Annotated in this window: 15 protein-coding genes; 6 read left to right on the top strand and 9 right to left on the bottom strand. The window is 63.7% G+C overall.

The features are described 5' to 3' along the window. Positions 1-100: 100 nt before the first annotated feature. Positions 101-1570 (top strand): ABC transporter substrate-binding protein, encoded by a 1470-nt coding sequence (locus tag MN188_RS14185; RefSeq protein ID WP_242109851.1) that lies wholly within the window; start codon positions 101-103, stop codon positions 1568-1570. 67 nt (positions 1571-1637) lie between these two features. Then, positions 1638-2363: a leucine-rich repeat domain-containing protein gene (locus MN188_RS14180; RefSeq protein ID WP_242109850.1), complete on the top strand. Its 726-nt coding sequence runs from the start codon at positions 1638-1640 to the stop codon at positions 2361-2363. A gap of 75 nt (positions 2364-2438) precedes the next feature. On the opposite strand, the gene MN188_RS14175 is transcribed toward MN188_RS14180, so the two are convergent. The 3 genes from MN188_RS14175 to MN188_RS14165 all read right to left on the bottom strand — a co-directional run bounded on the left by MN188_RS14175 (position 2439) and on the right by MN188_RS14165 (position 4711). After that, the gene (locus tag MN188_RS14175) at positions 2439-3341 is read right to left on the bottom strand and encodes a DMT family transporter (RefSeq protein WP_242109849.1); all 903 of its coding nucleotides are present in this window, start codon (positions 3339-3341) and stop codon (positions 2439-2441) included. Between the two features lie 86 nt (positions 3342-3427). Further along, positions 3428-4168 (bottom strand): YebC/PmpR family DNA-binding transcriptional regulator, encoded by a 741-nt coding sequence (locus MN188_RS14170; protein WP_242109848.1) that lies wholly within the window; start codon positions 4166-4168, stop codon positions 3428-3430. Between the two features lie 90 nt (positions 4169-4258). Beyond that, entirely contained in the window at positions 4259-4711 is a 453-nt protein-coding gene (locus MN188_RS14165) for an Lrp/AsnC family transcriptional regulator (protein WP_242109847.1), read from the bottom strand. A gap of 73 nt (positions 4712-4784) precedes the next feature. On the opposite strand from MN188_RS14165, the gene MN188_RS14160 reads away from it, so the two are divergent. Together MN188_RS14160 and MN188_RS14155 are read left to right on the top strand one after the other, a co-directional pair. Next, on the top strand, positions 4785-5378 hold the full coding sequence (locus MN188_RS14160) for a LysE family translocator (protein WP_242109846.1): 594 nt from the start codon (positions 4785-4787) through the stop codon (positions 5376-5378). Between the two features lie 349 nt (positions 5379-5727). Beyond that, positions 5728-7509 carry an SLC13 family permease gene (locus MN188_RS14155; RefSeq protein ID WP_242109844.1) on the top strand — a complete coding sequence of 594 codons (1782 nt, stop codon included), beginning with the start codon at positions 5728-5730 and terminating at the stop codon, positions 7507-7509. A gap of 124 nt (positions 7510-7633) precedes the next feature. On the opposite strand, the gene MN188_RS14150 is transcribed toward MN188_RS14155, so the two are convergent. The 4 genes from MN188_RS14150 to MN188_RS14135 are packed head-to-tail and all read right to left on the bottom strand — an operon-like array spanning position 7634 to position 11844. Continuing rightward, a complete protein-coding gene (locus MN188_RS14150; RefSeq protein WP_242109842.1) occupies positions 7634-8311 on the bottom strand; it encodes a M50 family metallopeptidase in 678 nt (225 codons plus the stop codon). Beyond that, complete coding sequence (locus tag MN188_RS14145; protein ID WP_242109840.1) at positions 8308-10086, bottom strand: SLC13 family permease; 1779 nt, start codon at positions 10084-10086, stop codon at positions 8308-8310. Before MN188_RS14145 ends, MN188_RS14150 begins: the two co-directional genes overlap by 4 nt. A 31-nt stretch (positions 10087-10117) precedes the next feature. Further along, the gene (locus MN188_RS14140) at positions 10118-11023 is read right to left on the bottom strand and encodes a DMT family transporter (RefSeq protein ID WP_242109839.1); all 906 of its coding nucleotides are present in this window, start codon (positions 11021-11023) and stop codon (positions 10118-10120) included. Continuing rightward, on the bottom strand, positions 11020-11844 hold the full coding sequence (locus MN188_RS14135) for a TIGR00282 family metallophosphoesterase (RefSeq protein WP_242109838.1): 825 nt from the start codon (positions 11842-11844) through the stop codon (positions 11020-11022). Before MN188_RS14135 ends, MN188_RS14140 begins: the two co-directional genes overlap by 4 nt. A 105-nt stretch (positions 11845-11949) precedes the next feature. Between MN188_RS14135 and MN188_RS14130 the strand changes: the two genes are divergently transcribed. After that, positions 11950-12189, top strand: a complete 240-nt coding sequence (locus MN188_RS14130; protein WP_242109837.1) for a hypothetical protein — start codon at positions 11950-11952, stop codon at positions 12187-12189. A gap of 160 nt (positions 12190-12349) precedes the next feature. Then, positions 12350-13669, top strand: coding sequence for a PepSY-associated TM helix domain-containing protein (locus MN188_RS14125; RefSeq protein WP_242109836.1), 1320 nt, complete (start codon positions 12350-12352; stop codon positions 13667-13669). 30 nt (positions 13670-13699) lie between these two features. Here MN188_RS14125 and MN188_RS14120 read toward each other — a convergent pair whose 3' ends face one another. Both MN188_RS14120 and mgtE read right to left on the bottom strand, forming a co-directional pair. Beyond that, a complete protein-coding gene (locus MN188_RS14120; protein ID WP_242109835.1) occupies positions 13700-14260 on the bottom strand; it encodes a 5-formyltetrahydrofolate cyclo-ligase in 561 nt (186 codons plus the stop codon). Further along, entirely contained in the window at positions 14257-15639 is a 1383-nt protein-coding gene (gene mgtE, locus MN188_RS14115; RefSeq protein WP_242109834.1) for a magnesium transporter, read from the bottom strand. The genes MN188_RS14120 and mgtE overlap by 4 nt, the downstream gene beginning before the upstream one ends. Between the last annotated feature and the right edge of the window lie 16 nt (positions 15640-15655).

The raw sequence follows: 15655 nt of genomic DNA, 5'->3' as shown, positions 1-15655 counted from the left end.
TCAAAGGGATGATCCAGCCCAACCTCCCCCTTGCCATACGCAGCGCAACCGCGTTTCATGGGTGGGCACCCGCAAGACGGGAACCAGAAGGGGAGAGCTCATGAAACACCTGAAACTCACTGCCGCCGCGCTGGCGCTGATGGCTGGCACCGCGCTGGCTGGCCAGGACACGATCAATATCGGCATGGTGCTTGAGCCACCAAACCTTGACCCCACCGGCGGGGCTGCTGCCGCGATTGACGAAGTGGTCTATGCCAACATTTTCGAGGGTCTGACCCGCTTCGGCCCTGACGGGTCGGTCAACCCCGGCCTTGCCGAAACCTGGGACGTGTCCGAGGACGGATTGACCTATACTTTCCACCTGCGCGCCGGCGTGACCTTCCATGACGGCAGCGCGATGAACGCGGACGACGTGGTGTTCAGCCTGGACCGGGCGCGGGCTGAGGACTCGACCAACGCACAAAAGGCGCTGTTTGCCGGGATCGAAAGTGTGACGGCTGTGGACGCGCAAACCGTGGCGGTGACACTGTCCGCCCCGAACGGCAATTTCCCGTTCAACATGGCCTGGGGTGACGCGGTCATCGTGGCACCGGAAAGCGCCGACACCGCAGCCACCGCACCCGTGGGCACCGGCCCGTTTACCTTCACCGAATGGGTGCAGGGCGACCACGTGACCCTGATGCGCAACGACGCCTATTGGGGCGACGCGCCTGCGTTGTCGAAAGCGACGTTCAAGTTCATCTCGGACCCCAACGCGGCCTTCGCGGCGATGATGGCAGGTGATGTCGATGCCTTCCCGAACTTCCCGGCCCCGGAAACGCTGGGCCAATTCGAGGCAGATCCGCGCTTCAACGTCATCGTCGGGTCGACCGAGGGTGAGACGATCCTCTCCACCAACAACAAGGCCGAAAACCTGACCGATGTGCGCATCCGCAAGGCGATTGCCCATGCGATCAACCGACAGGAAATCATCGACGGCGCGATGTTCGGCTTCGGCACACCGATCGGCACGCACTTTGCCCCGCACAACCCCGACTATGTCGACCTGACCGGCAATTCCGCCTATGACCCCGACATGGCCAAGGCGCTGTTGGCCGAGGCCGCGCCGGACGGGCTGACCCTGCGCCTGATGCTGCCGCCGCCGGCCTATGCGCGGCGTGGGGGTGAGATCATCGCGGCCCAACTACGCGCCGTGGGGATCGAGACGGAAATCTCGAACCTCGAATGGGCGCAATGGCTGGAACAGGTGTTCAAGGGCAAGGATTTCGACCTGACCATCGTCAGCCACACGGAACCCGCCGACATCAACATCTATGCCCGGCCGGAATACTATTTCCAGTATGACAACGCCGCGTTCCAGGCGCTGATCGAAAAGCTTTCGGTCACCTCGGACGGCGCGATGCGGACCGAGCTGAACCAGCAGGCGCAACAGATGATCGCGGACGATTACGTTAATGGCTACCTGTTCCAGCTGGCGAAAACCGGTGTGGCGAACGCCAAGATCACCGGGCTTTGGGAAAACGCACCGACCCAGGCCAACGACCTGACCGGGGTTAGCTGGGCCGAGTAATCCAAACCAACCAAAGGGGCGCCCACGGGCGCCCCTTTTTTGTTCTTTTTTTAGACGAGGTGTTTGCATGAAGCGGATTGTTTTCCCGGCGCTGCTCACCCTTGCGCTGACCGGATGTCAGACCGACACTTCGAAACCCTGGAACCCCGCCGCCTATGAGGCCGAACAGCATGCAAAGGGCGCGGCGATCCTGGCGGACTGCGTTGCCACACGCTGCAAGACCCTGAACCTCGACAGCAAAGGGCTGGCGGACTACGCAGGGCTGGGTGGGCTTTCGCACTTGTCGGCGCTGATGATCAGCTACACGAACTTTTCCGACCTCGGCCAGATCAACGGTCTGACCCAGCTGGACGAATTGCATATCGGCGCGACCCGGGTGACGGACCTGTCCCCCCTGCCCCAGTTTCGCAATCTGAAGCTTTTGCACATCCAGGACCTCGACGCCGTCAGCTTCGCCCCTGTGGCCAGGATGACCAGACTAGAAGAGCTTGCCATCGGAAGCTCCCACTTTGACGACACCAGCCTTTTGCGCGGGTTGACGCGGCTGAAAGTGCTCGATCTATCCTATTCGAATGTCACGGACCTGTCGGGCCTGCGTGGCCACAAATCACTGGAACGGCTGGATCTTCTAGGAACACAGCCCAAGGATCTGGCGCCACTCCTGACCCTGAAGCGCCTGAAATCTGTATCGCTGGACGACCTCAGCATTACCCCCGCCATGCGGCCCCTGATCGCCGCCCTGCGCGCCAAAGGCGTTGAGGTCGTCGAGATCGAAAACGTGGTGGTCTGTTAAGCCAGCAAAAGGGGGAAGGCACAGCCCGCTTGTCGCCGCGGGGTGGGCGGGCGGGAGCGGCGCCAAGCGGGCGGATCAGACCCGTGTGCTCTCCGCCGGAGGGGTTACCCCCCGCCGCTTCAGAACCGCCTCGCGCCAAGTGATGAACGCCACCGAGGCCATGATCAGCGCGCCGCCCGCAACGACCCAGCCATCCACAGGTTCGCCGAACACCACGGCGCCCAGCGTCACTGCCCAGACAAGTTGCAGGAAGGTGACCGGCTGCGTCACCGAAACGGGTGCTGCGGCAAAGGCCATCGACATGGAAAAATGCCCCGCGGTGGCAAAAGTTGCGACCAGGAACAGCCAGGCCAGCTGCTCAAACGTGGGCGGAACCCAGACTGCAAAAGCAAACGGGGCCAGCCCGATCGTCACGGTAATCGACAACATCGCGACGACCACCGTCGCGCTGGCCTCGGAGGCCATGCGTTTGGCAATCAGATAGGACCCGGCGAAGCCGACAGCGGTGAACAGCATCGCGAAATGGCCCGAATTCAGTTCCCGAAACCCCGGCCTGAGGATGATCAGTGCGCCGACAAGTGCCACGCCCACCGCCATGATCCGCCGCGCGGCCAGGCGTTCACCCAGAAACACCGCCGCCCCCAGGGTGACGTACACCGGGCTCATGTAATTCATCGCCGTGACCTCGGCCACGGTGATCTGGGTCATCGCGTAAAACCACATGATCACGCCCACCGTGTGCACAGCCCCACGCAGGCCAAACAGCGCCACGCCCTTGCGGGTCCAGCACGCCGCCATCAGTGGTTTGATCATCGGCAGCAGGAACACCAGCCCCAACAGATATCGCAAGAAAGCCGCCTGGCTGGCCGGCACATCGCTGCCCACATGTTTCACCACGGCCGTGACGCCGACGAAACACAGGCCGGTGATCAGCATCCAGGCAACACCGGCAAGGGGGCGGTCGGGGTTTGGGGTCATGGCGCCGACTTGATCCTACCTTGGCCCCGAAAACAAGAGACCCCGGCGCGCAGGCCGGGGGTCTTTGTTCGCGAATGGCACCGTGCTTACAGCTGTGCCAGAACCTCGTCTGAGGCTTCGAAATTCGCCGTCACACGCTGGATGTCGTCGTCATCTTCCAGCGCATCGATCAGCTTCATCAGCTTCTGCATTCCGTCCAGATCCAGCTCGGTCGTCATGTTGGGCTGCCAGATCAGCTTGGTCGACGCCGACTCGCCCAATGCGGTCTCCAACGCGGTGGAAACCTCGTTCAGGTCGCTGTCGACGCAGGTGATGATGTGGCCTTCCTCCGAGCTTTCGCAATCCTCGGCGCCGGCTTCGATCGCGGCTTCGAACACCGTGTCGGCGTCGCCCGCATCGACCCCATAGGTCACTTCGCCTTTGCGTTCGAACATGAACCCGACAGACCCGGTTTCACCCAGGTTCCCGCCGTTCTTGCCGAAGGTCGAACGCACGGTGGAGGCGGTGCGGTTCTTGTTGTCGGTCATCGCCTCGACGATGACGGCAACGCCACCTGGGCCATAGCCCTCATAGCGGATTTCGTCATAATTCTCGGCATCCCCGCCCTGGGATTTCTTGATTGCGCGATCAATCACGTCCTTGGGTACGGATTGCGATTTCGCTTCCTTCACCGCCAGGCGCAGGCGCGGGTTCTTGTCCGGGTCCGGGTCGCCCATCTTGGCGGCCACGGTGATTTCCTTGGCCAGCTTCGAAAACAGTTTCGAGCGCAACTTGTCCTGGCGACCTTTGCGGTGCTGGATGTTTGCCCATTTAGAATGGCCCGCCATGGCGACCTCCGACAGTGAATTCCGTTCCCGGTTCCATAGCGCAGGCGCGTGGCTGGGGGCAAGGGGGCAAGGCGCGTTCGCACCTTGGCCCTATGCCCGTTCGTCCTTGGGCGACCCCATGACGACGTGGGTCACGATCTGGTGCACCTCGGGCAACGTGCCCAGCTTGTCGGTGTGAAACAGCTTATAAGCGGCAAGGTCCGCCGCCTCGACCCGCAGCAGGTATTCGACCGTGCCGGTGATGTTGTGGCATTCGCGCACCTCGCCAAACCGCGACACCGCGCGTTCGAACGCCTCCTGCGCGGCCTTGGTGTGGCCCGACAGGCCGACGGTGACATAGGCGACAAATCCGATCCCCATCGCCACCGGGTCGAGCACAGCGCGATAACCGCGGATCACGCCCAGACGCTCCAACTCTTGCACCCGCCGCAGACACGCGGAGGGCGACAGGCCGACACGATCGGCCAGCTCGGTGTTCGGCAGGCGACCGTCGCGCGTCAACTCACGCAATATCCGCGCGTTTATCTTGTCTTCTTTCATCATTCATTGCGCAGATATTCCCTCTGCGCACTCCTTTCACAATCCGAACGCGGCAAAATTGCGCGATCATTGTCCCATGTCAATCGAGCTCCTCTCTGCCTTTATCACCTTCGCCTTCGTGTCCTCGGTTACGCCGGGGCCCAACAACCTGATGCTGATGGCCTCCGGCGCGAATTTCGGCTTTCGCAGCACGATCCCGCATATGCTGGGCATCGGGCTGGGTTTCACCTTCATGGTGGTTCTGGTCGGCATCGGGCTGATGCAGCTGTTCGACGCCTTTCCGGTCAGCTACACGGCGCTGAAAGTGGTCAGCGTCGCCTACCTGACCTGGCTGGCGTGGAAGATCGCCACGGCGGGCGAACCTGGGACGAAACAGGCCGGCGGCACGCCCCTGACGTTCCTGCAAGCGGCGGCATTTCAATGGGTGAACCCCAAGGCCTGGGCCATGGCCCTGACGGCGATCACCGCTTATGCGCCCAGCCGTGACCTGGCAGCGGTGGCCTTTGTCGCCCTTGTCTTCGGCGCCGTGAACCTGCCGACCGTCTCGATATGGACCGTGCTGGGACAACAGATCAAACGCGTCTTGACCAACCCGACCCGCCTGCGCACGTTCAACGCAACCATGGCTCTTCTTCTGATCGCCTCGCTCTATCCAGTAATCGTCACCTGATCCTAAGGATGGCGCCGCGCCCTTGAGCGGCTTTGCCGCTCTCGAGCCCGTCGCGGCAAGCTCGCTGCGCTCGCCATGGTATCCGGTGGCCTCGCTTCGCTCGGTCCTTTTTTTGTCTTTCCTGAAATACCCTCGCCTGAGGCTTGAAGTTTCTTCTGGTACCACCGCGGCTCGTGCGCCTTGGCAAGGATATTTGATAATAGCTGAAAGTAGCCCCCGCCGCGCCGCGAGGCGCCCTTCACAGACCCGACCCGACCCGAATGGAGGGTGTGCGAAGCACGCCTGACGTCGGGGCGGAATTCCTGCAAATCCGCGTGACCTTACCCCGCCCCCGCGTTATCCCTTGGCCATGACCAGTGACCAGATCATCCTTTTCGCCCTGTTCGGCGCCGTTTTTGCCCTGCTTCTCTGGGGCCGATTTCGATATGACCTCGTGGCTTTTTCCGCCCTCCTGGCGGGGGTCGTTTTGGGGGTTGTGCCAACGAAAGACGCCTTTTCCGGGTTCGGTCATTCCGCGACGCTGGTGGTGGCGTTGGTGCTGGTCGTGTCCGCGGGCCTCGTGCGGTCGGGCGCTGTGTTTCTGATCACCCGCACGTTGGTCGATGCCTCCCGCTCTCTGGGTGCGCATATCACGCTGATGGGGGCGATTGGCGGGATCCTGTCCGCCTTCATGAACAACGTGGCGGCCCTTGCGCTTCTCATGCCCGTTGACATCCAAACTGCGCGCAAGGCCGGTCGCGCTCCGGGCCTGTCGCTGATGCCACTCAGCTTTGCCACGATCCTTGGCGGCATGGTCACCCTGATCGGCACACCGCCCAACATCATCATCGCGTCGATCCGCGGCGAAGCCTTGGGCGAGCCGTTTTCGATGTTCGACTTCGCACCCGTGGGCGGCGTGACGGCCCTGGCCGGCCTGGTCTTCGTGGCGCTGATCGGCTGGCGCCTGATCCCCCAGCCTGATGCGGCCAAGGCGGGCGCCGATCCGATGGACGAATTCGGTCAATACGTGGCCGAGTTGACCGTGCCGGAGGGGTCGAAACTGATCGGCCGGCGGCTTATGGAGCTCGACGATGAGGCCGAAAAGAACGACGTGGCCATCCTGGGCCTCGTACGCAACGGAACCCGTCTTTATGGCACCCAGCGGTCCAGCGTCATCACCGATCACGACGCGCTGGTGCTGGAGGCCACCCCCGAGGCCCTGGACGAATTTCGCGCGGCCCTTGGCCTGTCCTTTGCCGAACCGGACCGGGAACAGCACCTGACCGCCGAAGGCGCCGGCCTGTCGAAGATCGAAATCGTTGTGCCCGAAAATGCCCGCATCGCCGGCAAGACCACCATGGCGATCGGCCTGGCCTGGCGCCAGCGCAGCGTGCTGATGGGCATCTCCCGCGCTGGCGAGACCATCAGGCACCATGTGCGCAAGACCGAGATCCGGCCCGGCGACATCCTGCTTCTGCTGGTGCCTGCAGGGTCCGAAGCAGACGTTACCGAATGGCTGGGCTGCCTGCCTCTGGCCGAGCGCGGGTTGACCGTGACGCAGGACCAAAAGGTCTGGCTGGCCATCGGCCTGTTCGCCGCCGCCGTGGCCGCCGCCAGCTTCGGGCTTGTCTACCTGCCGGTCGCTCTGGGGCTGGTCGTGGTCGGGTATGTGCTGGCCAAGATCGTGCCGCTGTCGGAAATCTATACCCACATCGAATGGCCCGTCGTGGTGCTTCTGGGCTCGATGATCCCGCTTGGGGCCGCGCTGGACAGTTCGGGCGGGACAGAGCTGATCGCGGGCACATTGGTCAACCTGACCGAGGGCCTGCCGGCCTGGGCCGTGCTGACCGTGCTGATGGTCGTGACCATGACGCTGTCGGATGTGTTGAACAACACCGCGACCACCATCGTGGCCGCCCCGGTCGGCATCCAGATGGCGCAGGCCCTGGGCAAGAACCCCGACCCGTTCCTGATGGCCGTGGCGGTGGCGGCAAGCTGTGCCTTCCTGACCCCGATCGGGCACAAGAACAACACGCTGATCCTGGGGCCGGGCGGATATCGGTTTGGCGATTACTGGCGCATCGGCTTGCCGCTTGAGGTGCTGGTCGTGGCCGTCTCGATCCCTGCGATCCTGGTATTCTGGCCGCTTTGATCCAGAGGGGCGCCTTCGGCGCACATGTTTGTCTCGTTGTCGGCTGACGCCTCCGCCTCGGGTGGCCGCGTGGGGGTTTGGGGGGCACCCCCAAGGTCTGCGTGGCCTGAACGCAATTGGGCTGCTAGCGCCGCGCGAAGCTCAAGTTGCTCTGTGGCCCGCTTCCGAACCACAGTGTTCCCCCGATCACGATCAAGCTGATCACAAGCCAAAGCCCACCCCACAGCATCGTCGCGCCCCCGACCCGCTCGGCCAGCATATAGGCGTCCGAGTGCAGATGCGCCCGTGCGATCGTGTCCGAGGTGATATCAAGCGGCACATAGATCATCGAAGTCAACCCGATCACGCGCAGGACCATGTCGCTGACCTCATGTGGAAAAAACCGCGCCACGACCAGCATCCAGATGCCGGTGCCAAGGGTGAAGGCAAGCGCGAAGCCCTCGCGCATCCAAAGCGCGGCTATCACCAGCATCGCCGCCCCCAGGCACCCGACCACAACCCGGTCGGCGCGACTGCGCAAGGCGGCCAGAAACAGCGTCACGCCCAGCACGAGCGAGCCAAGGTAACCCGCGCTCAGGATCGCAAACAGGTTGCCACCGCGTGTGGTAGTCAACCCACCTTCGTTCGGTGACAGGCTGATCGCCTCGATTGACCCACCGGTCAAAAGCGCGGCCAATCCGTGCGACAGTTCATGCAGGAACACCACAAGGATGCGCAGGGGCAGCATAACCGGCGTGGTCCACAGTGCCACGACCAGCGCGGTCAGCGCGATCAGCTGCCAATGCCCGCGCAGGTGGCTCACAGCGGCCAGAAGAACGGGATCAGCGCCGAGGCCAGAAGGCCAACCGACAGGTTCAGCGGGATGCCCACTTTCATGAAATCCGTGAAACGATAGCCGCCGGGGCCATAGACCAGCATGTTGGTCTGGTATCCGATCGGCGTGGCAAAGGACGCCGAGGCGGCGACCATCACCGCGACCACCAAAGGCCGCGCGTCGATGCCCAGCGCGCTGGCCAGACCGATGGCGATCGGCGTGACCACCACGGCCACCGCGTTGTTCGACACCAGTTCGGTCAGGACCGAGGTCAGCAGATAGATCGCCCAGACGATCAGGAACGGAGGCAGCTTGCCCAGCGCGGGGGCCAGCGCCTCGGCGATCAGCTTCACCGCACCAGACGCTTCAAGCGCCGCGCCGATGGCCAGCATGGAAAAGATCAGCGCCAGAAGGCGGCCATCGACAAAGCCGAACGCCTCATCCGCGTCGATGCAGCGGGTGACAAGCACCAACGCCACCGCCAGCACCGCCAACAGGAAGATCGGGGCCACGCCAAGGCCCGCCAGGGCAACGATACCGATCAGTGCGATAATCGCCACCGGGGCATGACCGCGTCGAAACGCGCGCGCCGAAGGCTTCGACACGTCGACCACATCCATATCCTGCGCCAGGCGCTGGATGTCGGCGGGCGCACCTTCCAAAAGCAACGTGTCCCCGACCCGCACCACGAGGTCATCCAACTGGCGCCCGATGTTCTGGTTCTTGCGATGCACCGCCAGTGGATAAACACCATAACGACGCCGCAGACGTAGCCCGCCCAGCGATTTACCGATCATCTTGCATCCGGGCGAGATCAGCACCTCGACCGTGGTGGTTTCCACCGCGCTCACCTGGTCCACGCGCTTCAGGCTCTTGTTGCGCTGAAGGCTCAGAAGTTCGGTCATCGCGGTGCGTAGGACCACCCGGTCGCCGACCTGCAGTGTCACGCCCTTCAGGTCGCGGCGCAGCGACAGGTCGCCGCGCACCACATCGATCAGCCTCACGCCTTCGCGTTTGAACAGCTGCACGCCGGTCACTTCGCGCCCGATCAGGTTGGATTCCGGCGGGATCACCGCCTCGGTGAAGAACTTCTTGCGGCTGCGATCAGACAGCAGGTTTGCCATGCTGTCGCGGTCCGGCAGAATACGGGGTGCGATGAAATACAGGTAGAACATGCCCCAGGCGACCAGAACGATGCCCAGCGGCGTGACCTCGAAGATCGAAAACGCCTCAAGCCCGTTGGCCCGCGCAACACCATCGACCAGGAGGTTGGTCGAGGTGCCGATCAGGGTTAAAGTACCACCCAGAATGGCGGCATAACTCAGCGGGATCAGAAGTTTCGATGCCGCCATTCCCATCTTGCGCGCCAACTGCACAAAGACGGGGATCATCACCACAACCACGGGCGTGTTCGACACCACTGCCGAGCTGACCACGACAAAGGCCATCAACGAGCTCAGCGCAACCATCGGTCGATCGGCAGCCTGCGCTTCGGCAATCTTGGTGAACCAATCCAGCGCCCCGGTGCGCACCAGCGCGCCCATGACGATGAACATCGCGGCGATGGTCCAGGGGGCCGGGTTCGACAACACGCCCAGCGCGGTCTCGTAGGGCAGAATGCCGGTTATCAGCATCAGCGCCACACCGGTGATCGCCACGACCTCGGTTGGAAAGGTTTCGCGCAGGAACAGCACGAACATGATCCCGACGACTAACAGCGCCCAAACTGCCTGTGCCGTCTGGCTCAACTCGAGAATGCCCATGCCAACCCCTTAAACGCTTGTTTCCACCGTTTTACGCAGGGGGTGCCGGGTCGGGCAAGCGGCTTTCGCGCGGCTGCACCAGGAACAGCGCCAGGAACATGACGCCAAGTGCCGCCCAAACCCACGTGGAGTAGCTTTCGCCCAAGAGCATCATCGCCCAGATCACCCCGAACCCGGTCACAAGGTAGGACACCTGCGCGGCAAAGCTGGGTCCGGCACGCCCCACCAGCCAGACATAGCCGGAATAGACGAAGGCGTGGATGACCGAGGAGCCGAGGATGCTCCATTCGGGAATGCCCCAGGACACGCGCGGGTCAATGAAACTGCCGCTGCCCAGCGCCAGCGGCAAGGTCAGGCAGGCGCCCAGCACCGAGGCGCCGAACAAAAGCTGGATCGGGTTCAGCCCGCCGGTGCCCAGCTTCGCCACCACGTTGCCCTCAAGCCCGTAGAGAAACGGCGCGACCAGCGCCAGCGGCACCCAGATCGCGGCCCCCGGCGGCAGGCTTTTCTCGGGCCCGGCCAGAAGTGCGACACCGATCAGGCCGATGACCAGCCCGACCAGACGCAGGACCTGGAACCGCTCATTTCCCAGCACCAGCGCGATGGGAAAGGCAAAAATCGGCACCGCTGCGATGGCAATCGCCATCACGCCCGCCGGCAGGTGATCCAGCGCGATATAGGATGTCGTGTTGGGAAGGATGGTGCCCACCAAAGCAATGAACAGATACATGCCCAACGCGCGGGGCGTCCGGGGCAGCCCCTTGCCGCGTGACAGGGTCAGCGCCCCCAGCACAACCGCGCCGACCACCAGCTGCCAGAAGATGATGCCGAAGGGGCGATACCCAGCCTCGACCGCGAATTTCGCCAGCACGCCGGTCAGCCCCCAACCGGCCCCCAAGAGGACCAGAAAGGCGATCAACCCGGCATGGCGGGTCATGCAGGCCCGGTCGGGTGTGCGGCTTGCAACTGCCCGCCGTCGCGCACCATTTCAACACGCGTGGCCTTACCGGTGCGATCATCAGTCTCGATATACAGGCCCGACAGCGTCGCCTCGCCATTGGCAGGGGTATAGCGGCCCCTGGACATGCCGGTGACGAAACGGCGCATCGGTTCCTCGGGTTCCATCCCGATGACCGAGTTGTAGTCGCCACACATGCCCGCGTCGGACAGGTATCCCGTGCCCTTGGGCAGGATCATCGCATCCCCCGTCGGCACGTGGGTATGGGTGCCCACAACCATCGAGGCACGCCCGTCGCACCAACGCCCCATCGCCATCTTTTCCGATGTCGCCTCGCAATGCATATCCACAAGGATCGCCTGCGCGTTGCCGCCCAGGGGGTTGGCGCGCAAGACCTGGTCGACCGCGGAAAACGGATCGTCAAAGGCGCGTTTCATGAACACCTGACCCAGCACCTGGGTGACCAGAACCTGGCGCCCGCGCCGATCCTTGTAGATCCGCGCGCCCGATCCCGGCGCGCCCTTGGCAAAGTTCAGCGGGCGGATGATACGTTTTTCCTGATCGCAAAAGCTGAGCATCTCACGTTGGTCGAACGCATGATCGCCCAGGGTCAGAACATCTGCCCCGGCCTCTAGCAGACCCTTGGCATGGGCCGGCGACAGCCCCGCGCCGTTGGTCGCGTTTTCGCCGTTCACCACGACGAAATCCAGCCGCCAGGCCTCGCGCAGCGCCGGCAGACGTTCGGTTATGGCGCGCCGACCAGCGCGACCCATGACATCACCAAGAAACAGTATCTTCATGCGCCCAGCCCTAGGGCGACCGGCGGCGAAGGGCAACGGGTTTTTCCCACTTCCTGCGACATCCCGCCACACGTTGCTGCGTCACTTCACGGGTTAACCAAGCCCATGCGCGCGACATCCCGCCTCATCCTGACCCTGCTTCTGTGTCTTGGCATCCTTCTGCCAAAGGTCGGAACGGCGCTGGCGATGGCGCTTCCGGGTGGGATTCAGACCATCGTGATCTGTACCGACGACGGCATGACCACGATCCAGCTGGGCCCGGACGGCGCACCCCTGTCGGAAACCCAGGTCACCGAAGAGCCCTGCACCCTGGGCAACATCGTCGTGGCCGAGGCCCAAACCTGACCTTCTGGCAGGAGCTGGGTCGCCGTTTCGACACCGCCGCAGCACTTCATACCCAGCCGCACCCGCGCCTGACGCTCTATGACCAGCGCAGACCGGCGCGCGCGCCACCCTCCCTGGCTGTCTGACCTCACTTTCTCAAGACACTCAAGGACCTACAAAAATGACTGATCAAACCACCGCGGCCCCGGCCGCGACCCGTGCCATGACTGGCGGCGGCTTTTACCGCCTTGTCTGGAAATGGCATTTCCTGGCCGCATTGTTCGTGCTGCCCTTCATGTTCATCCTGTCGATCTCAGGTGGGCTGTATCTCTACAAACCACAGATCGAAGAGGCGCTTTATGCCGACCGGCTGAACGTCGAAATCACCGGCGAGGCCCTGCCCTATGCCACCCAGATCGACGCGGTGCGCAATACGGCTGGCCTGACCCGTCTGCGCATGGTCACCGACCCGCAGAACCCCACACGCGCGACCCTGATCGAGTTCGAGGACAGCGAGAAGGTGCGCTCCTACGCCTGGGTGAATCCCTATACCGCCGAGGTTCTGGCCATCACGCCGCGCGACCAGACCTTCATGCGCATCGTGCGCAATTTCCATGGGGAGCTTCTGGGCGGCGCCTTTGGCACCAAGTTTGTCGAGCTGGCGGCGCATTGGGCCATCGTGATGATGATCACCGGCGTTTACCTATGGTGGCCGCGCGGCAAACGCAGCCTGTCGGACGCCGTGTCGCTGCCGAAATCCACCGGCCGGGCCTGGTGGCGTGAAACACACATGTTCACCGGCATGCTGGCAGCCGTTCTGATCACGCCGCTCTTGCTGACAGGCCTGCCCTGGACCGACGTCTGGGGCGGTGGCCTGAACTATGTGCAGAAACAGACCGGGCAGAAATCCCACTCGCTGCGCTTTGGTGGACGGATGCCGAAATCCACCACTGCCGAAGGCACGGCGCTGGAAATCGAGACCCTGGTTGCCCTGGCCCAGGCCGAAGGCCTGGTCGGCCCCTATGAGATCAAGCCGCCGCGCAAGGCGGACGGCGCGTTCTGGATGCGCTCGGGCTCGACCAATCGCGCCGAGCAGACCGAGCTGGTCGTGGATCAGTATTCCGGAGACGTGCTGAAACGGATCGATTTCGAAAACAATTCGATCGTGGCCAAACTGGTCAGCTGGGGAATCTCGCTGCACCAGGGGGAGCTGTTCGGGCCGCTGAACCTGGCCTTAAACACGCTGGCCGCAGGGCTGGGCGTGCTGCTGTCGGTTTCGGGCTTCGTCGCCTGGTGGAAACGCCGCCCGGCGGGTCAGCTGGGCGTGCCCGTCGCGCCCGAGGCGGCCCTGAGCTGGGGCATGATCGCGCTGGTCGTCGTCATGGCGCTGCTGCTGCCGCTGATGGGTGCAACGCTGATCCTGGCGCTGTTGCTGGACTGGCTGCTGTTCAAGCGGCTGGGCTGGTTTCGGTCCGGGTCCACCCTGCAACCGGCTGAATGAGCCAATGGCGGGTCCGCTTCGGCGGGCCCGTCAGAACCGGGTGATGCCCGTCTCGGTGATCATCGCATCCAACGGTTGATCAGTCGGTTCGATCGGCAGGCCGTCCGCCTGTTGCGCCGCATAGGCATAGCCGAACGCCAGCGTCGGCCGCTTGGCGCGCAGCCCTTCCAGCGAGCGGTCGTAAAACCCGCCGCCATAGCCCAACCGGTTGCCCGCGCCATCGAACGCGACCAGCGGCACGATCAACACCTCGGGGTCGAGGTATTCGCAGACCTTGGGCACCGCCGCCCCGAACGCGCCGTCGACCATCTCGCAATCTGGCGTCCAGCGGGCGAACTTCAGCGGCTGGTCAGCAGCCTCGATCACTGGCACCACGACTGGCCCCCAGGCCGCCATCGCGGCCATCGCGGGGATCGGGGTGATCTCGGTGCGGATCGGCATGTAGCCTGCGATCACGCGGCCCTTGTGCGGCATCAACGCCTCAAGCAAATGCGCCACGCCCGCCTGCGCGGCCTTTGCCCCATGCGCGTCTTTGCGTCGGGCAAAGGCGGCCTTGCGTGCCGCGGCTTTCACGTCGGTCAAATCGGTCACAACAGCATCGTCGCAGCAAGACCCAGGAAGGCGAAGAAGCCAACCACATCCGTCACCGTGGTCACGAACGCGCCCGAGGCCAACGCCGGGTCGATGTCCAGACGCTCAAGCGTCACCGGCACCAGAACCCCGGCCAGACCGGCGATCACAAGGTTGATGACCATCGCGATCCCGATCACGACGCCCAGCATCGGGGTGCCGAACCAGATCACGCCGACCACGCCCATCACAATCGCGAACACCACACCGTTGATCAGACCCACCAGGGCCTCACGCCGGATCACGCGCCAGACGTTGGCCGATGTCAGGTCTTTCGTGGCCAGCGCACGCACGGCCACGGTCAGCGACTGCGTGCCCGCATTGCCGCCCATCGAGGCGACGATCGGCATCAGAACGGCCAGCGCCACGAATTGCGCGATCACCGCGTCGAACTGGGCAATGACCAGCGACGCCAGGATCGAGGTCACAAGGTTCACCGCCAGCCACGGAAAGCGTCGCTTGGTGGTGTCGATCACCCGGTCCGACAGGCGGCTTTCGCCGACGCCTGCCAGGCGCAAAATGTCTTCTTCGTGTTCTTCGTCCAGAATGACCATCGCGTCGTCGATGGTGATCACGCCAACCAGCCGCTCGTTGGCATCTACCACTGGGGCCGAGATCAGGTGGTACTGGTTGAAGGCATAGGCCACCTCGGCCTCGTCCTGCAGCGCGGGTATGGTGCGAAAGCTTTCCTCGGCAATCTCGGTCAGCTTCACCTTGCGCGGTGATCCCATGATGCGCCCCAGAGTGACATAACCGATCGGGCGCATGCGCGGGTCGACCAGAATGACGTGATAGAACTGCTCGGGCAAGTCGTCTTCCGAGCGCAGGTAGTCGATCGCCTGTCCCACGTTCCAATGTTCAGGCGCCACCACCAGCTCGCGCTGCATCAGACGGCCGGCGCTTTCCTCGGGGTAGGCCAGGCTGCTTTCGACCGCGACTCGGTCGCCTGCATCCAGTGCTTTAAGCACCGCCTCGGCCTGGGGGTCGCCCAGGTCTTCGATCAGGTCGACAACATCGTCGGTTTCCAGATCGCGCACGGCCTCGGCCAGAACGTCAGGGGCCAGCGCGCTGACCACATCCTCCCGCAGACCTTCATCCAATTCCGCCAGGATCTCGCCGTCGAATTCACGCCCGTACAGGCGCACAAGCTCGTGGCGCAGGGGCGTTGGCAATTGTTCCAGAAGGTCGGCGATGTCGGCTGGATGCAGCGGATCCAGCGTGAAGCGCAGCGTGGCTTCGTCGCCCGCGCGCAGGGCGGCCATAACCGGGCGCAGGGTCACGCTGTCCAGCTCATAATCGCCTTCTTCGGGCGTGTCATCGATATGGTTGTCTTCCAGCATGGCAATCCCCTGCCTG

This window comes from Aliiroseovarius subalbicans (genome assembly GCF_022678625.1).
Taxonomy (GTDB): Bacteria; Pseudomonadota; Alphaproteobacteria; order Rhodobacterales; family Rhodobacteraceae; genus Aliiroseovarius_A; species Aliiroseovarius_A subalbicans.
This window is presented reverse-complemented; position numbering and strand designations above follow the sequence as displayed.